The organism is Sphingomonas sp. EC-HK361 (genome assembly GCF_902498785.1).
GTDB lineage: Bacteria > Pseudomonadota > Alphaproteobacteria > Sphingomonadales > Sphingomonadaceae > Sphingomonas.
In genome coordinates this window covers 463,168-483,373 of the sequence record NZ_LR701493.1, presented here as the reverse complement: position 1 = coordinate 483,373, position 20,206 = coordinate 463,168, and the positions used below count along the sequence as shown (strand labels likewise).

Sequence of the window (20,206 nt, the reverse complement as noted above, 5' to 3'; positions counted from 1 at the left end):
GCCAAGGGGCTCGGGAAACCGGGCCCTTTTTCTTGTGCGCGGCGGGCGCCCGCTTATGCTCGATCGCATGATCCGCACCGCCCTCGCCGCGTTCGCGCTCCTGCTCTCCGGCTGCGCGACACGCCCCGCCGAAGTCCGCGTCGGCTTCGATGCGACCGGAGTGACAAGCGTCACCGCACGCGGTCTGGCCGACCGCACGACGAAGCGCCGCGTCAACGCCGACGCCCCCGTCCGCCTCGCCAGCATATCGAAGCTCGTGACCGCGCTCGGCGTCATGCGGCTGGTCGAGGCAGGCAAGATCACCCTCGATCGCGACGTGTCGGACTGGCTCGGTTACCGACTGCGTAACCCGGCCTTTCCCGACACGCCGATCACGCTCAGGCTGCTGCTATCGCACCGATCGAGCCTGGCCGACGGTGCCGATTACGTCATCCCGCTCGGCAAATCGCTCAAGGACGTGCTCGCCGATCCCCGCGCCTGGGACCAGCGCCACGCGCCGGGCACCTGGTTCGCCTACACCAACCTCAATTTTCCGGTGATCGCAGGCGTGCTGGAAAAGGCGACGGGCGAGCGGTTCGATCGGCTGATGACCCGAATTGTCTTCCAGCCGCTCGGGCTTGATGCGTGCTTCAACTGGTCGGGATGCAGCCCAGCCAAGATCGCGCGCCATGTCGTCCTCTACCGCGCGACCGGTGAAGTCGCGCTAGACGACTTGCACGGGCAACCCCCGCCCTGCCCGGTCAACACGTCGGGCGGGTGCGATCTGGCGAGCTACCGGCTCGGCGACAACGGCGCGATCTTCAGTCCGCAGGGCGGGGTGCGCGCCTCGATGCGCGATCTGGCGCGGATCGGAAGGGTGTTCCTCAAGAACGGTGACGGCTTCCTCTCACCGGCATCGATGGCGACACTGACGACGCCCGTCTGGACGTATGACGGCACCAATGGCGACACGTCACACGGCTTCTATTGCCGCTACGGCCTCGCCACACAGACGCTGCCGACCCCCGCGAACGGCTGCGCCGATGATCTGTTCGGCGACGACGCGACATGGGTCGGCCATGCGGGGGAAGCTTATGCGGTGCGATCGGGGCTGTGGATCGACCGCGCAAAAGGCCGCGGCGTCGCCTTCTTCGCGACCGCCGTGCCCGATGGCAGCAAGGGCAGGTCTGCCTTTAGTCGCGAGGAAGAGCGGCTGGCTCGAAACCGTTAGAGTATCAGCCCTAGCTCCCCCAACCTGCGTTCGCCCCGAGCGCAGTCGAAGGGCACACGCCACGGAGCGTGCTTCGACTTCGCTCAGCACAAACGGAGCAAATCAAGAGCGTCGACTTAAGAGAAGTGGGGAGCTTCCGTTGCCCGGTGCTCCGCGCTTTTTCGGAGGAAGTCCGGGGGGTTCTGTTGCCCGGCCCCCCCGGCGGCCGCTGGAATCCCCTTCTGTTGCCCGGTGGGGTCCGACCGCGCTATCTTGGAGTAACCTTAGGCCGTGAGGCCCTCAGTTACGCCGCAATCGCGAGTGCTTCGTTATCGTTGGCACTTGTGTATGGGCCGTCACGGTGGTCCCATTCCGAGCAAAAGGCAGCGCCGTTCAACACACGTCGATCCTGGTTCGGCCCCGTCAGAGGCCCCCGTCGCCGAGGGTCTTTGGTGGAGCCGCCGGGTACTGCCCCCGGGTCCGCTGCGTCTATTATACGCCGCCGTTTATCGCCATAGCCAGGGCCGAAGCCCCTTGCCCGACCGATATAGGCCTTGCGCGCAATAAACGCAAAGGGCGCCTTTCGCTCGCCACAAAGCAGGGCCATAAGGGGACCATCATGTTGACGCAGCGTTCCCGTTACGCGCTCCGCGCGATGCTCTTCCTGGCCGAGGCGCCCGCCGGATCGCCGCCCATCCCGATGAACCGGATCGCGGCGGCGGCAAGCGTCCCGCGCAAGTTCCTGGAGCTGATCCTCGCCGATCTGCGCGATGCCGGGCTGCTCCACAGTCACCGCGGCAAGATGGGCGGATATTGCCTGTCGCGCCCAACCCACCTCATCTCACTGGGCGAAATCGTCCGCGTGATCGAGGGGCCGCTGGCGCTCGTGCCCTGCGTCAGCCGCACCGCCTATCGCCGCTGCGCCGACTGCAAGGATGAGGCGACGTGCGCGATCCGCCACGCGATGATGCGCGTGCGCGACGAAACCGCGCGGATTCTGGACGGGACAAGCCTTGAGGATGCGACGAGCGAGGATCTGGCGGCGGCTTGAGGCTTGCCATCACTCCGGACCTGTTCCGGGGTCTGCCTATCGATCATACGCTTTCGGCAGTGCACCCTCGGTCGGGACCGCATAGCGCCGCTGCAACAGCTTCTGCCGCGACTCCATCGGCTGCGCACGGCCGTCGATGAAGACCTGCTCCGGCGCTGACGAGAGCTCAAGCGGGTCGCCGTCCCAGATTACCACATCGGCGCGGCGCCCCGTACGCAGCGACCCGATCTCCCCGTCCATGCCCAGCGCCGCGGCTGGCTTCGAGGTGATCGTCGCAAACGCCTGCCCCCAATCGAGCCCGATGCCGCGCGGCACCTTGCCGATCGCGACCAGATTGCCGGCATATTGCGCGAGGACATGCTCGCCCGGTGCCGTGTTGATATCGACCGTCGAGATTCCGACCGAAACTCCCGCCCGGGTCAGCCGCCCGACATTGGTTTCGGTCGCGGCCAGCGATTCGAAGCTGAACGGCAGGTCGGCGAGCGCCGCGGCGATCACCGGCACCCGCGCCGTCGCGATCTCCTGCGCGACCATCCAGCCTTCGGTGGCGCCGACGAGAACAAGCCTGATCGCGGGATAATCGCGGCGCAGCGACAGGACCATGCGGATATCGGCCGCGCGCTCGACATGGACGAGCAGCGGCGTCTTGCCGTCGAGCACGTCGAGCAGCGCCTGCGCATCGGCGCGCTTCAGCAGCGAATCCTTCTCGCGCCCGCCGAACCCCGTCGGACTGCGCCGATAGTCCTGCGCCTGCGCGAACGCATCGCGCAGCATCGCATAGGCGGCCGGGCGGCTGCCGCCGGCGCGGCGCGCGCCCTCTTCGCCCAGCTCGACATACTGGAACGCCCGCGCGCGCGTGACTGGATCGACGTCAGCGCCGAGATCGATCACTGCGCCGCGTCCCGCAAAGATCGACCCCGCCGTTCCCGGCGCGACGAGCGCACGGGTGACGCCGCCGGCGCGTTCGTTGCCGATCTCCACGCCATCGGGATTGATCGCGGTCGATACGTCGATGCCGGCGGCGAACGGCGAGCCGCTCGCGCTGACGTCGTTCGATTCCTCGATCCCCTCGGCATCGACGAGGCCAAGGTTGGTGAAGCCGGCGACGATGCCGGCCGCGACCCATTTGCCACGAGCATCGACGATCGTCGCGCCGGCGGGAACCGGCACGTTAGGCCCCGCCGCGACGATGCGGCCATCGCAGAACACGACGACGCCGTTCGCGATCGGCTGTGATCCGTCGCCGATCGCGACGGTGCCACCGGTAATGGCGATGGTCTGTGCCGCGGCGGGGACCGCGACGAGCGCGGCGAGGCCAAGGAGGAGCGCCTTCACTTCACGTCTCCCTGCCCGGGCTGGCCAAGCTCGAAATCGGACACGGGGCGCCGCGACGGGTCGGTCGCATCATAGAGCAGCGCGCCGTCGACCCAGACCTTGGCCGGCCGCGTATAGACGCTCAGCGGATTGCCGTTCCACAGCACCACGTCCGCCATCTTGCCGGGCTTGAGGCTGCCCGTCTTGTCGGCGATGCCCAGCGCTTTCGCCGGATTGATCGACAACCATTCCCACGCGACCGCATCGGGGATGTCGATCCCGACACGGCGACCCGATGCCTGCGCCTTCGCGACCTCCTGATTGAGCCGCTGGATGCCGTTCTCGTCGTCGGAATGGATCATCGCGCACGCCCCCGCCTTCTGGAGCAGCGCGAGGTTGGCGCCGACGCCGTCATAGCTTTCCATCTTGAAGCCATACCAGTCCGCCCACACCGCAGCGCAGGTGCCGGTGGCCTTCAGCAGATCGGCGATCTTGTACGCCTCGACCGCGTGGTGGAACGCGGTGACCTTGTACCCGAACTCCTTCGCCATATCGAGGACGTTGGCCATCTCGTCGGCGCGGTAGCAGTGGTTCTGGACGAGGATGTCGCCATCGAGCACGCCGCGCAGCGTATCCATAGCGATGTCGCGCGCGGGCGGATCGCCGCCGTCCTTTTCGTATTTCATCCATTTGCGACGATACTCGACCGCCTTCGCCCAGGTCTGGCGATCGACCGCGATATTGCCCATTCGGGTCGAGGGCGCGCGGCCCTTGCCGCCATAGACACGCTTCGGATTCTCGCCGCACGCCATCTTGAGGCCATAAGGCGCGCCAGGGAACTTCATCCCCTGCGCCGTGCGGGCATAGACGTTCTTCAGGATGACCGAGCGCCCGCCGAAGAGGTTCGCGGAGCCGGGCAGGATCTGGAGCGTGGTTACCCCGCCATTGGCGAGCGCGCGTGAAAAGCCGGGGTCCTGCGGCCAGACGCTGTGTTCCGCCCACACTTCCGGGGTCGCGGGGGCAGTCGCCTCGTTGCCATCGGACAGCGCGCGGATGCCCGGCGAGGGGTAATCACCGAGGTGGCTGTGTATATCGATGACGCCGGGGGTGACCCACAGCCCGGTGCCGTCGATGACGGTCGCACCCGCCGGCGCCTGCACATCGGCACCGACCGCCACGATCTTCCCGTCCGCGAAGAGCACCGAGCCGCGCTCGATCCGACCACCCTCCCCGTCGTAGATCGTCGCGCCGCGCAAGAGCGTCGGGACGCCGGGATAGGCGTGATAGGTCGACGGAAAGGGATCGCGATCGTAGCGGCGTTCGGCGGCGGGTGGGCTGGTATCCGACGCGGCTTTCGGCCGTTCCTTCGCCTCGCCAGCACACGCCATCAGCGCAAAGGTGAGCGCACCCCCGATGACGGCGCGCACACGCGCCGGTCTGCTCGACCCCATGATCCCCGGCTCCCCGATCGCTTGTTTCGGGCGAGCGTAGGGAGTCGCGCGGGCGCGATCAACCCGGCTGGAAGACCCCGCAGGCGATCCGGGCGCCGCTGTTGCCGGCGGGATCCGTCATCAGGTCGTCGGGGCCGGCATGGACGACGATCGCCGCGCCGTCCGCGTCCATCAGCCCGGCCATGGTCGCGCCCGGGATCGTCGCGCCGAGCGTGCCGCGTCCGTCCGCCCCGATCATCAGATTGGGCAAATCGCCCTCATGCGGCCCTTGCGGGTTCATCGAGCCATGCTTCATGTTCGTCGGGTTCCAGTGCCCGCCCGCCGTGGTGAAGTCGGGACCGTCGCAGCGCCCGGTCATGTGGATATGGGCGCCGTGATTGCCCTGCGGCATGCCCTTCGCATCGATCGTGAAGCGCACCCCGCCCGCAACCTCGGTCGCGCTTGCCCGGCCGACATCGACCCCGGCTGCGGTGCGCAGCATCGCGACCGCCTTTGCCGCGCCGGCGACGGGCATGCCGGTATCGACACGCTTTTCGCTGCAGGCCGCCACCGCGACCAACGCTGCCGCCGCCCCGATCGTCATCGCATAGCGCATTGCATTGTCTCCCCGTTCGTTGGCTGTGCCTGCACGCTAGCGCACAGCGCACGACGCTGGGAAGCGGTTCCGATGGCTCGACCAATTCCAGCGCCACACTGCGTGCGGAGTCTTTGCTGCGTCGCACAATCACGCTTGAACCCGTCTCGAATCCATACTATGTTGCGCCGCAGCAAAGATCGAGGTGGACGTCAGATGGCCATTGCGAAAACCCCCGCTGTCCCGGCCCCGCGCGGCAAGCGCGGCGCCCCGGCGCGGCCGGCAACGGCTGCTGCATCATCCGCTCCGAAGACTTCGACCCCGCCCGCCGCGGTTCCGGCGGCTCCGGCTCTCATGCCGCCAGTAAAGGACGCAACGATGGACACCAACACGATGAAGGCCACTGCCGAGAAGACCCAGGCGCAGGCCAAGGAAATGTTCGCCGACGTGAACGCGCGCGCGAAGGGCGCGGTCGAGAAGAGCCAGAAGATGGTCGCAGAGTTCAACGATCTGTCGAAGGGCAATGTCGAGGCGATGGTCGAATCGGCCAAGATCGCCGCGAAGGGTGCCGAGGACATCGCGCGCTACACCATCGATTACGGTCGCCAGACGATCGAGAAGGCCAACGCCACCGCCAAGGACCTGGCCGGCGCCAAGTCGCCGACCGAGTTCTTCCAGATCCAGTCGGACGCGTCGCGCAAGGCGATCGACGCCGTCGTCGCCGAAGCGTCGAAGTTCACCGAGAACTATCTGAAGCTGTGGGGCGAGATCGTGCAGCCGGTTTCGAACCGCGTCGCGGTCGCGATGGAAAAGGCAAAGGTCGCCGCGTAACGCGACGACACCGCCAGACGACTTCGGTCGCCTTCGCGGGAAAATGTCCAAGGGGCGCCGCGGCTTCGGCCCGGCGCCCCTTTTTCGTGGTCAGCACGCGCCCACGCCCTTGCCTGAACCGGCGCAAATGCCATATTTTGGCAATCATCATGCAGTGCGACCCCCTGACCATGGCCGAACGCCGCGACGACGGCGTCGACGACGATACCCGCGATCCGGGTGTCGGTGTTGCGACCCGCACGCGCACGCGCACGAAGAAGCCGACGCCGTACCGCGTCCTGATGCTCAACGACGACTATACGCCGATGGAATTCGTGGTCCTGTGCCTGCAGCGATTCTTCCGGATGAACATGGAAGAGGCGACGCGAGTCATGCTCCACGTCCATCAGAAGGGCGTCGGCGTGTGCGGCGTCTTCACCTACGAAGTCGCCGAAACCAAGGTCGGCCAGGTCATGGATTTCGCCCGGGAAAACCAGCACCCGCTGCAGTGCACGCTGGAGAAGGCCTGATCCGCGGTCAGCGCGCGGCGGGGAGCCAGCCGAGTTCGAGTCCGGTGAACCGGTCGATATAATTGGCAGCGCTCGCCAGTCCGGCCTCGTTGCGCACCGTCACCCGCCCGGCCTCACGCGTGATCAGCCCCTCGTCCTCGATCTGGCGCAGCATACGGTTGACATGCACCGCGGTCAGCCCCGTCGCGTCGCCGATCTCTTCCTGAGTCAGCCCCAGCACGAAGCTGTCGCCGTTCGTCCGATCGGTCGGGCGCATGCGGTAGCGTATCTCGAGGAGCAGCGCCGCGACGCGTGCCTTCGCCGATGTCCGGCCGAGCGCCGCCAGCCGGTCGGTGAGCGCCACGCGCTCCATCTGGGCAAGGACCATGAACAGCGCGGCGAGGCGGGGATGTTCGGTCACCAGCGTCGCCATCGCGCTGCGCTCGAACGGGCAGACGATGCTGTCGGTCAGCGCCACCACGGTTTCGGGCGAATCGCGATACACCATCGCCGACGACGCGATCATGTCGCCGGGAAACAGAAAGCGCAGAATCTGGCGGCTGCCGTCGGGCAGCAGCACATAGCTCATCATCATGCCCTTGCGCAGGATGAACAGCTCGCCCAGCGGATCGTTCTCGCGAATCAGGGTTGCGCCGCGCCGCAGCGGGCGTTCGCGCTCTTCCAGCCGCGCAAGTGCGTCATGCTCGGCAGACGACAGCGCGAGAAAATCACCGAGCCGCTCGGCGAAACAACTACCTGACACGCAAGCGCAACCCCCTGATGGTTACCAGCCATGGGCACATCGTTGCGCACGCGCATTAAAATCGATCAATGCAGGTGCCGATCCGGTCGTTTGCAACCCGCTACGGACGCGTTAGAGCCGGCGGATGGACCGTATTCTCATTCGCGGCGGCAACCGCCTTTCCGGCCGCCTTCCGATCTCGGGCGCAAAGAACGCGGCGCTGACACTCATGCCCTGCGCCCTCCTGACCGACGAGCCGCTGACGCTGCGCAACCTGCCGCGGCTCGCCGATGTCGACGGGTTCGGCCACCTGCTCAACCAGCTCGGCGCCTCGACCGCGATCGAGGGGACCCGGCCGGAGGATTTCGGCCGGGTGATGACGATCCGCGCGGGGAAGCTGACCTCGACCGAGGCGCCCTACGACATCGTGCGCAAGATGCGCGCATCGATCCTCGTCCTGGGGCCGCTGATCGGGCGCGGCGGCGAAGCGACCGTCTCGCTTCCCGGCGGCTGCGCGATCGGCAACCGCCCGATCGACCTTCACCTGAAGGCGCTGGAAGCGATCGGCGCCGAGCTGGAGATGGCGGCGGGCTATGTGAAGGCGACCGCGCCCGGCGGGCGGCTGTCCGGCGGCAAATACACCTTCCCGATCGTGTCGGTCGGCGCGACCGAAAATGTCGTGATGGCGGCCGTATTGGCGAAGGGCACGAGCCGGATCGAGAACGCGGCGCGCGAACCCGAGATCGTCGATCTGTGCGACTGCCTGGTCGCGATGGGGGCAAAAATTGCGGGGATCGGCACCGAGACGCTGGAGATCGAGGGCACCGACCGCCTGCACGGCGCGACCTATGCGGTGATGCCCGACCGGATCGAGGCGGGCAGCTATGCGTGCGCCGCCGCGATCACCGGGGGCAGCCTGGAACTGGTCGGCGCCAATGCCGACGACATGCGCGCGACGCTGACCGCGCTCGCCGAGGCCGGCGTCGCGATCGAGGAAACGAAGGACGGCGTGCGCGTCACCGCGGACACGACGCTGAAACCGCTGACGCTGTCCACCGCACCCTATCCGGGCTTTGCCACCGACATGCAGGCGCAGTTCATGGCGATGCTTTGCAAGGCGGACGGCGCGTCGGTGCTGACCGAGACGATCTTCGAGAACCGCTACATGCACGTCCCCGAGCTTGCGCGGATGGGCGCGGATATCACCGTCAGCGGTCGCACCGCGATCGTCCGCGGGGTGAACCGCATGGTCGGCGCGCCCGTCATGGCGACCGACCTGCGCGCCTCGATGAGTCTCATTCTCGCCGGGCTGGCGGCGGACGGCGAAACGCAGGTTGCCCGCGTCTACCATCTCGACCGCGGGTATGAGCGGCTGGAGGAAAAACTGTCCGCCGTCGGCGCCGATATCGAGCGCGCCAGCGACGGCTGAGCTGCGACCGTCACCAGCGCGCCGCGGCACAAGGCCATCATGCGGGCCTCCTTGACCTGACGGCTGTGTTACTAGACCATCACGCCAAGCGGGCTTGGAGTGAGACATGGAACGACGGCAGTTTCTGGCCAACGCCGCGTCACTCGGACTGTTCGCGGTCTGGGCTGCGCGATCGGCCGCTGCCGAGTCGCGCCTCGACCCGCACGAGGATCGCGCGCTGTATCCTCAAGGCGTCGCGTCGGGTGACCCGGACGAGCACAGTGTCGTGCTGTGGACCCGGCGACCGTTCGATGCGGGCGACCGGCACGAGCTTGCGGTGGAGGTCGCGCGCGATCCGGATTTCCGCCGCGTCGTGGCAAAGGCGCACGCGCCCGTGCTGGCGGCCGCTGACTGGACATGCCGCGTGCTTGTCGGCGGACTCTTGCCGGCAACGACCTACTGGTATCGCTTCACCGACGATAGCGGCGCGGGCAGCCGGGTGGGGCGAACGATCACCGCGCCGCGCATCACCGATCCGCGTCCGGTCCGCTTCGCGTTCGTTTCGTGCAACAGCGTCAACGAAGGCGCGCAGAACGCCTATCGCCGGATGATCTGGGAAGACGAGCGCGCGCCCGTCGACCGCAACCTCGGATTCGTGCTCCATCTCGGGGACTTCATCTACGAAGTGGTCGAATATCCCGAAGAGGTGCCGCATCGCTACGCGCGCACCGTCTACGACCTCGGCCACATTCCTGACGCCCGCAAGGTCGGCAATTTCCATGTGCCGACGAATCTCGCCGGCTACCGCCACGTCTATCGTGCGCATATCGACGATCCCGATATCCAGAACGCACGGGCCCGCTTTCCCTTCGTGTGTATCGGCGACAATCACGAATTCTCGTGGCAGGGCTGGCAGAGCTTCATCAAATATGGCGAAACGGTCGAACCAGCACAGCCGCTGCGTGTCGCCGCCAACCAGGCGTGGTGGGAGTATATCCCGTCGCGCGTCCGCAAGGCATCGGGGCCGGGTTTCGAGCAGTTCGGACCGCCCGCGGTGTCAAAGGCGCCGATCGACGCGTTCGACGATCACGGGTTCGGCACCGAGGCCAATAACCGCGCCGCGGTCGGCAGCATGACCGCTTATCGCGCGCTTCGATACGGCCGGCACGTCGAGCTCGTCCTGACCGACCTTCACAGCTACAAGATGGAAGACCCGACGGACCGGCCGGAAGCAGCGGCGCTCGATGCGGGCGAGTTCCCGGTCATCCCGCAGGAGTGGATGGAGATCGTCGATGGCGGCAAGGATTATGCCGGCGGCAAGCCACCCGCGACCATTGCGATCGGCGACAGGACCATCCCTAATTATCGCAAGGACGAGCCCGCCTACACCGTGCTCGGACGCGAGCAGAAGGCATGGCTAAAGGCGCAACTGACTGAATCGACCGCAACCTGGAAGATCTGGGGCGCGACCAACGGGACGCTCGACATGCGGACCGACCCGCAGAATCTGCCCGCCGGCCTGGTCAAGGCGGCGTGGCCCGGCAAGGGGTTCGGCACATTCGGCGGCGGCGACTTCAGCGGCGCGTTCAGCGAGCGGGCGGAAATCTACGACCTGGTCCGCGATCACAAGGTGTCGGGGTTCGTCACCGTCTCGGGCGATCGTCACAGCTTCTGGGCCGGCTATGCCGCGCCGGCACTGCCGCCCGAAGGATTCGCGCCGGTCGGGATCAGCTTCATCACCGGTTCGATCTCGGCGCCCGGTCTCGGCGAAGCGGCGGAATATAGGAAGGCGTCCCCGCTGCTGCCGCTCTTCGTCCGCAAGACGGCGGGCGCCGCGCCCGAGCATACGATCAACCTCACGATCAAGCGCGGGGTGCGCAGTGCGCTCGAATATGCGGCGAGCGGCGATATCGCAAAGGCGCGCGCGGTCACCAATCCCGATGTCGCGCCACATCTGGAGTTCGTCGATATGGCCGGTCACGGCTATGCCGTGGTTACCGCCGGACCGGATTCCATCGACACCGAATTCGTCTGCATCGCCCGCCCGATCGCGCGCGCTGCAACACCCGACGGCGGCCCCCTGCGATACCGCGTTTCGCACCGCGCCAACATGTGGCGGCCGGGAGTGCCGCCGAAGCTGGAGCAGCGAGTGCTCGAGGGGAATCCCGAGCTTTCCGTTTGAGGAGCACGTCCCTCGCGACACGGTGTCATGGTCGGAACGATGCAGGATCGATCGAGAGCCTGCCGACCTTCTCGTAAAAGGTTTTCCTTGGAATTTTCAGTTCTTTGATAGCGGCCGAGACATTGCCTTTTGTCGCTTTGAGCGCGTTGCTGATCAGCTGCTTTTCGAATGCCGCGACACGTCCTCGCAAATCCGTGTCATCCGGCAAGACGGCCATGTCGCCGAGGAGGGTTCCGAACGCGTAGTTGCGCAGCTCGCGGACATTTCCGGGCCATTCATATGCCAGGACATGGCGCCGCTCGGCATCGCCGATGACGTGATCGGGTCGTCCGAGCTGCGCCTTCGCCTGTTCGACAAAGATGGCGTATAGGATCATCGCATCGCTCTCCCGCTCGCGAAGCGGCGGTAGCCGCAAATGGGTCGTTGCAAGACGATGATATAGGTCGGCGCGAAAGCCATCGCGATCAACGCTCGCCCGCAGATCGGATTTTGAGGTGGCGATGATGCGGATGGTCACGGCTTCGGGGCGCGGTGCTCCCAGAGGGTGAACCTCGCGTTCTTCGATCACGCGGAGCAGTTTCGTCTGCAGGTCCGGCGATAGCGCGTCGATGTCGTCGAGCAGCAGCGTGCCGCCGTTCGCCTCCACGATGAGCCCGGTGCGCGCGAGCCGGGTGTGCGGGACGACGTCAGCGGCATGGCCGAACAATTCGATCGCGGCGGTGGCATCGTCCAGCGTCGGACAGTCGATCGCAACGAAGGGCTTTTGCCGACGCGGCCCCTGCCGGTGCAGCATGAGCGCGGCGAGTTCCTTGCCGGTCCCGGTCTCGCCTTCGATCAGCACGTCGATACTGGCCTGTGCGAGGCGCTGGATCTGCGCACGCAACTGGGTGATCGCCCGACTGTTACCGATCAGCGGGCTAGCCGCTTCACCCGCCTCGGCCACGGCGCGCAACTGGCGGTTCTCGATGACCAACCGCCGCCGCTCGAGCGCGCGGGAGACCGCAAGCGTCAGGTGATCCACCGAAAAGGGCTTGGTGAGAAAATCATACGCGCCCTCCTTCATCGCCGCGACCGCCATCGGCACGTCGCCGTGGCCGGTGATGAGGATCACGGGCACCTCAGGATCAACCGCGCGGACGGCCGATAGCAGCTGAAAGCCATCCATCCGTGGCATGCGGATATCGGACACGACCACGCCTTCGAAACTTGGGGTGGCCAGCGCGAGCGCAGCCTCGGCCCCGGCAAAGGCGCGAACGTTAAATCCGGCCAGCCCGAAGGACTGCGCGGTCGCCAGTCGCAGATCGTGATCGTCCTCGATCAGGATGATCTCCAGGCGGGATGCGCTGCCCGTCATGCGCGTTTCAGCGTCAACAGGAAGGACGCGCCGCCGCCGGGGCCCTCATGCAGCGCCAATTCCCCACCGAAGCCGCGCGCGATGTCCCGCGCGATCGCCAGCCCGAGTCCGAGGCCGTCTTCGCGCCCGGAGACGAACGGATCGAACAGCGTCGCGCGAACCGCGGGATCGATGCCTGGTCCATTGTCGTTGACGTTGACGAGCAGATGCGCATCGTCCTGGCGCACCGCACAGGTGATCGCGATGCCGGGGCGGTCCCCCGCCGCGTCGAGTGCGTTCTGGACCAGGTTCACCAATATCTGTTCGAGGCGGATGCGGTCGCCGACCACGCACGCTGCCTTCAGCGCCGGCGGCAGATCGAGCGTCAGGAGGCCGCGCACGCGCTCGCCCATCAGCAGGAACAACCCGTCGATCACCGCACCGAACGGCACCGCGGTGACATCCGCCTTGCGCCGGCGGACGAAGGCGCGCAGTTCGCCGGTGATCGCCCCGACGCGTTCGGTGAGCGCCACGATCCGGGCGAGATTGACCTTCGCATCGTCTGTTGCGCCCCCGGCGAGCATCGCCTGCCCGTTCTCGGCAAAGGCGCGGATGGCCGCAACCGGCTGGTTGATCTCATGCGCCACGCCCGCAGTGATCTGGCCGAGCGATCCCAGCCGGCTGGCCTGTGCCAGCTCTTCGCGCGCGGCTCGGTAGCGATGGTCCGCGGCCAGCCGTTCTTCCGATTCGATCACCAGGCGCGCATTCGTCTCGCGCAGTTCCGCGGTGCGATGCGCGACCTCGCGTTCCAGCGCCTCGTGCGCGATCCTGTGGAGACGACGGCGATCGGCGGCGCGGATCACGACGCCGCTCGCGATGCCGGCGACGATGAGCATGCACAACGCCCAGATCAGGACCTGCAGCCGCGCGGCAGCGAGCGGCGGCGCGAGCGGCGCGAGGTGGATCAACCGGGCGCCCCGCAGGCTCGATGGCACGGCGGCAGCGCGAAACCGTTCGGTCAGCGCGCCATCGACGGTCGCGGTCGCGCCCTTGATCGTGACCGGTGCACGACGGGGTGGCCGGGGCCCGAACTGAAGCGTTCTTCGCGCGTCGGCGATCGTCGTGGAGTCCAGCGCGTGGATCGCGCCAAAGCGCCAGGCCGGACGGCTGGTGATGAGGATCACCCCGTGTCGATCGGTCAGCAGGCTGATGCCGCTCGACCGCGCCCAGTTCGCCTCCAGTGTGTCGAACTCCACCTTGACCACGATGACGCCAAGCGCCTTGCCGTCCCGGTCCACCCGCCGTGCGAGGTAGAGACCCGGCCGGCCGCTGACGGTGCCGAGCGCAAAAAGCTCTGCAGACCCGCTGCGCATCGCGTCGAGAAAATAGGGGCGAAAGCCGTAATTCTGGCCGACGAAGCTGCTCGGCAAGCGCCAGTTGCTCGCCGCCAGTGTGCGCCCGCTGCGATCGATCACGTAGAGCACCGCGGCGTCGGTGCGGCCAGCGAGCGACTGCAGCGTGCGGTCGAGCCGGGCTGCCGCCGCCGGGTCGTCCCCGGCGAGCACCGTCGAGACACCGGGATATTCGGTCAGGACGAGTGGCAGCAGGCGAAACTTCTGCAATTCGCTTTCAAGCAGCCCGGCATGCGTCCTTGCGATCGATGCGGCGCCGATATCGGCGACCCGCTCCGCCCGCGTCCCGGCCCAGCGCAGTCCCGCGAGCGCGAGCGCGCCGACGGCGGCGGCGGCGAGCAGGACCAGGACGATTCGGCGCCACGCGAACATGTGTGGATTACCACACACTTTTAGGAGGATGGGAAGGCGTGCCGTGCTCCTGCGCCGCGCATCCCACGCCGCTATTATGGTGCTTAATCACGACTTTTCAGTCTCTTGCAAGAATCCAGGTGAGCGACTGGAACATCGCCCGACGGCGGCTAGGCTAACAGCCGCAACCTCGGATGACAGAGGTGCGGGGGAGAGGACATGACGCCCGACGCGGATCAGCCGGCCATCGCCGGGCCCCGGCCATTCTATCATCACCTCTATGTGCAGGTGCTCGCGGCGATCGTTGCGGGCGCGCTGGTCGGCCATTTCTACCCCGCGGCGGGCGAGGCGCTGAAGCCGCTGGGCGACGCCTTCATCAAGCTGGTGAAGATGGTCATCGCGCCGGTCATCTTCCTCACCCTCGTCAGCGGCATCGCCGGGATGCGCGAGCTGCGCACCGTCGGGCGCGTCGCCGCGAAGGCGCTGGGCTATTTCCTGCTGTTCTCCACGCTCGCGCTGGTGGTGGGGCTGATCGTCGCCAACACCGTGCAGCCCGGCGCGGGGATGAACATCGACCCCGCTACGCTGGATCCGGGCGCGGTCGCCGACTATGCGCATCAGGCGCACGAGACGACGCTGGTCGGTTTCGCGCTCGCGATGATCCCCGATACGCTGGTTTCGGCGCTGATCCAGGGCAATATCCTGCAGGTGCTGGTCGTCGCGATCCTGGTCGGAATCTCGATCAGCCTGGTGGGCGAACCCGCGCAGCCAGTGCTCGACCTGATCGATCGGACCGGCAAAATCGTGTTCCGCCTGACCGGCATCCTGATGCGCGCCGCCCCGGTCGGCGCGTTCGGTGCGATCGCGTTCACGGTGGGCAAATATGGCGCGGGGAGCCTCGTCAACCTCGGCGGACTCGTCGCGACCTTCTATCTCACCTCGCTGCTGTTCGTGCTGGTCGTGCTGGGCGCGGTCGCGCGGCTGCACGGCTTTTCGATCATCCGCCTCATCCTGTATCTCAAGGCCGAGCTGCTGCTCGTCCTCGGCACCTCCTCGTCCGAGGCGGCGCTGCCCAATCTGATCGTCAAGCTGGAAGCCGCGGGATGCGACCGCGGGGTCGTCGGGCTGGTCGTGCCCACCGGCTATTCGTTCAACCTCGACGGCACCAACATCTACATGACCCTTGCCGCTCTGTTCATCGCGCAGGCTTGCAACGTGGACCTCACGCTCGGGCAGGAGCTGCTCCTCCTCGGCGTCGCTATGCTCTCGTCCAAGGGCGCGGCCGGGGTGACAGGCGCGGGATTCATCACGCTGGCCGCGACGCTGTCGATCGTGCCTTCCGTCCCTGTGGCGGGCATGGCGCTGATCCTCGGCGTCGACCGGTTCATGAGCGAATGCCGCAGCCTGACCAACTTCATCGGCAATGCGGTGGCGGGAATCGTCGTCGCGCGCTGGGAAGGCAAGCTCGACCGCGCGCGCCTCGACGCGACGCTTCACCACAGAGGGCCGGCGGCACGCTTCGCCGACACGGCCCCGCTGACCACCATGCAGGGAGAATGACGATGACCAACGCACGCCTTGCGCTTGCCACCGGCAGCGCGCTCGCGGCACTGATCGCGGGCCAGGCCCAGGCCCAAACGCAGACGCCCGCGCCGCGCGCCGAAGCCGTTCCCGGCCTGGCCCAGGCGACACCGCAGGCGAACGCCGACCCCGACACCGCAGCGCAGGCCCCGGAGGCTGCCGCGGACATCGTCGTCGTCGGCAGCCAGATCAAGGGCGCGAGCACCAGTGCCGCGCTGCCGGTGTCGGTCATCGATCAGGCGCAGATCGACGCGACCGGCACGGTCTCGGGCGACGAACTGTTCCGGTCGATCCCGCAAGCCGGCGACGTGACCTTCAACGAGGCGAACAACCCGCAGACCTCGAACGCGGCGCGCGGCGACGTCAATTCTATCAACCTGCGCAATTTGGGGGTCGGCAACACGCTGGTGCTGCTCAACGGCCGCCGCCTCGTCCAGCATCCCACCAGTCAGGCAGGCGACGGCAACGTGCCGGTGCTCGGCTATAATTCCAATGCGCTGCCGGTCGCGGGGATCGAGCGACTGGAAATCCTGCGCGATGGCGCCGCCGCGATCTACGGCGCCGATGCGGTCGCGGGCGTGGTCAACACGGTGACCAAATCGGATTTCGACGGCGCCAGCCTCAACTACCGGTTCGGCTTTGCCGAGGGCACCCACCGCAAGGAGCTGCAGGTCACCGGCACTGCGGGGACGAATTTCGCGGACGGGCGCGGCAACGTCTCCATCTTCCTCGATTATACCCGGCGCACCGCACAGCTGGCCTCGGATGAGCCCTATACGGCGTCCGACAACCTACTGTCCTTCTTCGCGGACAACCCCGCTTACGCCTCCAGCCTCGTCCCCGACGGCCGCGCGACCCAGTCGCCCTGGGCGAACCTGGCGGTGGTCGGCGGCCCCGGCACGATCCGCATGGGCACCCGCGCGGTGACCTCGTCCGCCGGCGCCTTCCACACCCAGTCGGCGGCAAATCCGGGTTGCGCCTTCACGGTCAATTCCAACGTCTGTTACGGCACCGGAACCCGCGCGACCGCCTCGACGCTGCGCTCGGAGCGGTTCGATACCCGCCCCGGCACCACCGTCACGCCGTCGTTCAACCGCTACAACACCTTCCTGACGGCGCATTACGACGTCAGCGACGCGGTGACCTTCTACACCGAGCTCGGCTATTACCGGGCGGACACCCACCGTATGCAGCCGCCGACGATCAACCTCAATGCGATCGTCATCCCGGCCTCGAACTACTGGAACCCGTTCGGCCCGACCCGCTTCGCGGACGGATCGCTCAACCCAAACCGTATCCCCGGTCTGACCAACGTCCCCGCGGCGGGGCTACCCGTGCGCCTGTCCACCTACCGCTTCGTCGATGCGGGCAAGCAGCTGGTCGATGTCACCAACTGGCAGTCGCGGTTCCTCGGCGGGGTGAAGGGCAAGCTCGGCAGCTTCGATTTCGACAGCGCGCTGCTCTACACTGCGGCGCAGGCGACCGACGATTCGAACGCGATCGACATGACCGCGTTCCAGAAGAACCTCGCGCTCTCGACGCCCAATGCATACAACCCGTTCTCGGGCGGCTGTTCGGCGACCCCGTCGCTGGGGGATTGCTCCGTGGCCAGCCAGCAGACGATCGACGCCTTCCAGTTCCGGCTGCGGCGCAAGGACCGCACGACGCTGTTCCTCGGCGATTTCAAGCTGTCGAACGCGCGGCTGATCGCGGTGCCCGCGGGACATGTCGGCTTCGCGTTCGGCGTCGAAGGGCGGCGCGAGACGCAGGCGGACATCCGTGATCCCAATCTCAACGGCGACATCACCTTCACCGATCTGGTGACGGGCGAAACCAATCTGTCCAACGTCGCCGCGGTCAGCCCGACGCCGAGCTCGTTCGGCGCGCGCACCGTGTTTTCGGCCTTCTCCGAGATCGCGCTGCCGGTCGTGTCGCCCGATATGGGCATTCCGCTCGTTCACAGAATCGATATGCAGATCGCGGGCCGCTACGAGCATTACAGCGACTTCGGATCGGTCGCGAAGCCCAAGGTCGCGATCGCCTGGGATCTCGTCGACGGGTTTCGCCTGCGCGCCTCCGCTTCGCAGGGGTTCCGCGCGCCGAACCTCGAACAGGTCAACACCACGCGCTATTCGCGGCTGGGATCGAACACCGATTATTATGCGTGCGAGGCCGATCTGCGCGCCGGTCGGATCAGCACCTTCAGCGCGTGCGGCCGCGGGGTGAGCTACCAGATCGCGATCGCAGGCAACCGCGACCTGAAGCCCGAGAACAGCACCAACTGGACGGTCGGCACCGTCATCCAGCCGGGCTTCATCCCCAGCGAGTATGGCCGGCTGACACTGACCGCGGATTTCTGGTCGATCAAGCAGGTCGGCATCGTCGGCCAGTTCGGGCCGCAGAACGCGCTGGTGCTCGACTATCTGCTGCGGCTGCAGGGATCGAGCAACCCCAACGTGATCCGCGCCGCGCCGACTGCGGACGACACCCCCGCCTTCGCCGGCACCGGGCTTGCGCCGGCAGGAGCGGTGCTGCAGATCAACGACCAGTTCACCAACCTGCTGCCGCAGACCGTGCAGGGCATCGATCTGGCGCTGCTCTATAATGTGCGCACCGACATCGGAAAATTCGACCTGGCAATCAACGCCGCGCGGCTGACCAAGTTCAGCCGCGATACGCCGCCCGCGGTACAGGCGCTGTTCGACGCGCGTGCGGCGGGGCAGATCAATGCCGCCACCCCGCTGACCGACGCGAGCGACCTGATCGAGGATCGCGGCCGGCCGAAGTGGCGCGTCACGGGATCGCTGACCTGGTCGCAGAAGCAGTGGCAGGTGGGCGCATTCGCCAACTATATCGGCCCGGTCGACGACACCAACTTCCTCGATACCGACGGCAACCCCTATCCGGTCGCGGGGACGACGACCTTCAATCTCTACGCGCAATACCGGGTGAAAGGGACCTTCATGGACGGCACCCGCTTCCGCATCGGCGCGCGCAACCTGTTCGACAAGGAACCGCCGGTGGTCGCCGACGGGTATCTGGGCTCGCTCTATGTGCCCTATGGCCGCTATTGGTATCTGACGGTCGGGAAGAACTTCTGATGAACTGGCGCCATATCCCGCTGATCGCCATCGCGCTGACCATTGCGACCCCGGCGACCGCCCAGGACGCGCCGGCCGTCCCGCCGGCCGTCCCGCCGATCGCCGCTCCTGGTGTCGCGGCCCCGGCCCGCACGATCCTGTTCGTCGGCAACAGCTTCACCCAGGGCGCGCATTCGGCGGTGCGCAACTGGCACGCCGCGAGCGTGACCGACCTCAATGGCGATGGCTATGGCGGGGTGCCCGCGCTGTTCAAGACCTTCACCGAGGAAGCGGGACTCGACTACGCCGTCAGCCTGGAGACGCAGGGCGGCAAAACGCTGGGCTTCCACTATGACGAGCGGCGGCAGCGCCTCGACCGGGCGTGGGACGTGGTGGTGCTGCAGGAGCTGAGCACGCTCAACCGCAAGAAGCCCGGCGACGACACCGACTATATCGCTGATGTCGGCCGCCTGGCGCGGCTGTTCACCGCGCGCAATCCGGCGGTGCGGATCGAACTGATGGCGACCTGGACCCGCGCCGACGAAACCTATCGCCCGACCGGCCACTGGTATCGCCAGCCGGTCAGCGTGATGGCGACCGACCTGCGCGCCGCCGCCGATCGTGCCCGCGCCGCAACGCCGGCGGTCGCGGGCGTCCTGCCGGTGGGACAGGCCTGGAACCGCGCGTTCGCGACGGGCGTGGCGGACCCCGATCCGTATGACGGCATCAGCTACGGCCAGGTCGATCTGTGGACCTACGACCAATATCACGCCAGCATCCACGGCTATTATCTCGAGGCGCTGGTCGTCTTCGGGCGGATCACCGGGCGTGACCCGATGTCGCTCGGTGCCGCCGAGCGCGCCGCCGACGAACTCGGCATCTCACCTAGGGATGCGGTCGCGTTGCAACGCGTCGCGCATGACGAGCTTTCTGCGACGCCGTGACCTCACCCTCTGTTCGGGCGCGCCACGCGCTCACGCACCCCGAGCAAAAGTTCATTTGTGTAAATCACGCATATCCGCGACCGCGCGATTCAAATGCGCGGGTTCGCGTGGACGATGCGAAAGCCGATATGCGTCGTTCCAGCCATCGCATCGCCGGGCTATCGCGCGGCGGGGCGAAAGCGGCCGCAGAAATTGGGCGCGCACAGCCATGATCGTATCTCGAAACGCAAGATCACGCCCACGATGGTTCGTCAATTCGGATGGAGACCGAGCGA

At 67.0% G+C, this 20,206-nt stretch carries 15 protein-coding genes and 1 other RNA gene; 9 read left to right on the top strand and 7 right to left on the bottom strand.

Translation table 11 applies throughout. The annotated features are described in order from the left end of the window. Window positions 1-67 precede the first annotated feature (67 nt). Complete coding sequence (locus BOS5A_RS03765; RefSeq protein ID WP_151953860.1) at window positions 68-1,210, top strand: serine hydrolase domain-containing protein; 1,143 nt, start codon at window positions 68-70, stop codon at window positions 1,208-1,210. 209 nt (window positions 1,211-1,419) lie between these two features. On the opposite strand, the gene ssrA is transcribed toward BOS5A_RS03765, so the two are convergent. Next, window positions 1,420-1,766, bottom strand: a transfer-messenger RNA (tmRNA) gene (gene ssrA, locus BOS5A_RS03760). Window positions 1,767-1,808: 42 nt separating this feature from the next. Between ssrA and BOS5A_RS03755 the strand changes: the two genes are divergently transcribed. Beyond that, complete coding sequence (locus BOS5A_RS03755) at window positions 1,809-2,240, top strand: RrF2 family transcriptional regulator (protein ID WP_151953859.1); 432 nt, start codon at window positions 1,809-1,811, stop codon at window positions 2,238-2,240. A gap of 36 nt (window positions 2,241-2,276) precedes the next feature. On the opposite strand, the gene BOS5A_RS03750 is transcribed toward BOS5A_RS03755, so the two are convergent. From BOS5A_RS03750 to BOS5A_RS03740, 3 genes are read right to left on the bottom strand one after another with little or no spacing between them, the layout of a single operon-like run. Then, window positions 2,277-3,575: an amidohydrolase family protein gene (locus BOS5A_RS03750; protein ID WP_151953858.1), complete on the bottom strand. Its 1,299-nt coding sequence runs from the start codon at window positions 3,573-3,575 to the stop codon at window positions 2,277-2,279. Further along, window positions 3,572-5,005 (bottom strand): amidohydrolase, encoded by a 1,434-nt coding sequence (locus BOS5A_RS03745; RefSeq protein WP_151953857.1) that lies wholly within the window; start codon window positions 5,003-5,005, stop codon window positions 3,572-3,574. Before BOS5A_RS03745 ends, BOS5A_RS03750 begins: the two co-directional genes overlap by 4 nt. Before the next feature lie 58 nt (window positions 5,006-5,063). Then, complete coding sequence (locus tag BOS5A_RS03740; RefSeq protein WP_151953856.1) at window positions 5,064-5,600, bottom strand: superoxide dismutase family protein; 537 nt, start codon at window positions 5,598-5,600, stop codon at window positions 5,064-5,066. 357 nt (window positions 5,601-5,957) lie between these two features. Between BOS5A_RS03740 and BOS5A_RS03735 the strand changes: the two genes are divergently transcribed. Next, the gene (locus BOS5A_RS03735; RefSeq protein WP_151953855.1) at window positions 5,958-6,410 is read left to right on the top strand and encodes a phasin family protein; all 453 of its coding nucleotides are present in this window, start codon (window positions 5,958-5,960) and stop codon (window positions 6,408-6,410) included. Window positions 6,411-6,580: 170 nt separating this feature from the next. Beyond that, window positions 6,581-6,919 carry an ATP-dependent Clp protease adapter ClpS gene (clpS, locus tag BOS5A_RS03730; protein WP_151954490.1) on the top strand — a complete coding sequence of 113 codons (339 nt, stop codon included), beginning with the start codon at window positions 6,581-6,583 and terminating at the stop codon, window positions 6,917-6,919. Window positions 6,920-6,926: 7 nt separating this feature from the next. On the opposite strand, the gene BOS5A_RS03725 is transcribed toward clpS, so the two are convergent. Beyond that, window positions 6,927-7,661 carry a Crp/Fnr family transcriptional regulator gene (locus BOS5A_RS03725; RefSeq protein WP_151953854.1) on the bottom strand — a complete coding sequence of 245 codons (735 nt, stop codon included), beginning with the start codon at window positions 7,659-7,661 and terminating at the stop codon, window positions 6,927-6,929. 124 nt (window positions 7,662-7,785) lie between these two features. Here BOS5A_RS03725 and murA point away from each other — a divergent pair, with 124 nt between their 5' ends. Together murA and BOS5A_RS03715 are read left to right on the top strand one after the other, a co-directional pair. Beyond that, complete coding sequence (murA, locus tag BOS5A_RS03720) at window positions 7,786-9,069, top strand: UDP-N-acetylglucosamine 1-carboxyvinyltransferase (RefSeq protein WP_151953853.1); 1,284 nt, start codon at window positions 7,786-7,788, stop codon at window positions 9,067-9,069. A gap of 106 nt (window positions 9,070-9,175) precedes the next feature. Then, on the top strand, window positions 9,176-11,230 hold the full coding sequence (locus tag BOS5A_RS03715) for an alkaline phosphatase D family protein (protein WP_151953852.1): 2,055 nt from the start codon (window positions 9,176-9,178) through the stop codon (window positions 11,228-11,230). A 25-nt stretch (window positions 11,231-11,255) separates the two neighbouring features. Here the strand turns inward: BOS5A_RS03715 and BOS5A_RS03710 are convergent, their stop codons facing one another. Beyond that, window positions 11,256-12,584, bottom strand: coding sequence for a sigma-54-dependent transcriptional regulator (locus BOS5A_RS03710; protein ID WP_151953851.1), 1,329 nt, complete (start codon window positions 12,582-12,584; stop codon window positions 11,256-11,258). Further along, window positions 12,581-14,347, bottom strand: coding sequence for a sensor histidine kinase (locus BOS5A_RS03705; RefSeq protein WP_151953850.1), 1,767 nt, complete (start codon window positions 14,345-14,347; stop codon window positions 12,581-12,583). The genes BOS5A_RS03710 and BOS5A_RS03705 overlap by 4 nt, the downstream gene beginning before the upstream one ends. Before the next feature lie 198 nt (window positions 14,348-14,545). Here BOS5A_RS03705 and BOS5A_RS03700 point away from each other — a divergent pair, with 198 nt between their 5' ends. The 3 genes from BOS5A_RS03700 to BOS5A_RS03690 are packed head-to-tail and all read left to right on the top strand — an operon-like array spanning window position 14,546 to window position 19,931. Further along, window positions 14,546-15,886: a dicarboxylate/amino acid:cation symporter gene (locus tag BOS5A_RS03700; RefSeq protein WP_151953849.1), complete on the top strand. Its 1,341-nt coding sequence runs from the start codon at window positions 14,546-14,548 to the stop codon at window positions 15,884-15,886. A gap of 2 nt (window positions 15,887-15,888) precedes the next feature. After that, on the top strand, window positions 15,889-19,008 hold the full coding sequence (locus BOS5A_RS03695) for a TonB-dependent receptor domain-containing protein (protein ID WP_234419187.1): 3,120 nt from the start codon (window positions 15,889-15,891) through the stop codon (window positions 19,006-19,008). After that, the gene (locus BOS5A_RS03690) at window positions 19,008-19,931 is read left to right on the top strand and encodes a DUF4886 domain-containing protein (protein ID WP_151953847.1); all 924 of its coding nucleotides are present in this window, start codon (window positions 19,008-19,010) and stop codon (window positions 19,929-19,931) included. The genes BOS5A_RS03695 and BOS5A_RS03690 overlap by 1 nt, the downstream gene beginning before the upstream one ends. Window positions 19,932-20,206 lie beyond the last annotated feature (275 nt).

Excerpts from the sequence above, each read along its gene's own strand:
- BOS5A_RS03765 (WP_151953860.1), top strand. The coding sequence starts at position 68 with ATGATCCGCACCGCCCTCGCCGCGTTCGCGCTCCTGCTCTCCGGCTGC.
- BOS5A_RS03755 (WP_151953859.1), top strand. The coding sequence starts at position 1,809 with ATGTTGACGCAGCGTTCCCGTTACGCGCTCCGCGCGATGCTCTTCCTG.
- BOS5A_RS03745 (WP_151953857.1), bottom strand. The coding sequence starts at position 5,005 with ATGGGGTCGAGCAGACCGGCGCGTGTGCGCGCCGTCATCGGGGGTGCG.
- BOS5A_RS03740 (WP_151953856.1), bottom strand. The coding sequence starts at position 5,600 with ATGCGCTATGCGATGACGATCGGGGCGGCGGCAGCGTTGGTCGCGGTG.
- BOS5A_RS03735 (WP_151953855.1), top strand. The coding sequence starts at position 5,958 with ATGGACACCAACACGATGAAGGCCACTGCCGAGAAGACCCAGGCGCAG.
- clpS (WP_151954490.1), top strand. The coding sequence starts at position 6,581 with ATGGCCGAACGCCGCGACGACGGCGTCGACGACGATACCCGCGATCCG.
- murA (WP_151953853.1), top strand. The coding sequence starts at position 7,786 with ATGGACCGTATTCTCATTCGCGGCGGCAACCGCCTTTCCGGCCGCCTT.
- BOS5A_RS03715 (WP_151953852.1), top strand. The coding sequence starts at position 9,176 with ATGGAACGACGGCAGTTTCTGGCCAACGCCGCGTCACTCGGACTGTTC.
- BOS5A_RS03710 (WP_151953851.1), bottom strand. The coding sequence starts at position 12,584 with ATGACGGGCAGCGCATCCCGCCTGGAGATCATCCTGATCGAGGACGAT.
- BOS5A_RS03705 (WP_151953850.1), bottom strand. The coding sequence starts at position 14,347 with ATGTTCGCGTGGCGCCGAATCGTCCTGGTCCTGCTCGCCGCCGCCGCC.
- BOS5A_RS03700 (WP_151953849.1), top strand. The coding sequence starts at position 14,546 with ATGACGCCCGACGCGGATCAGCCGGCCATCGCCGGGCCCCGGCCATTC.
- BOS5A_RS03695 (WP_234419187.1), top strand. The coding sequence starts at position 15,889 with ATGACCAACGCACGCCTTGCGCTTGCCACCGGCAGCGCGCTCGCGGCA.
- BOS5A_RS03690 (WP_151953847.1), top strand. The coding sequence starts at position 19,008 with ATGAACTGGCGCCATATCCCGCTGATCGCCATCGCGCTGACCATTGCG.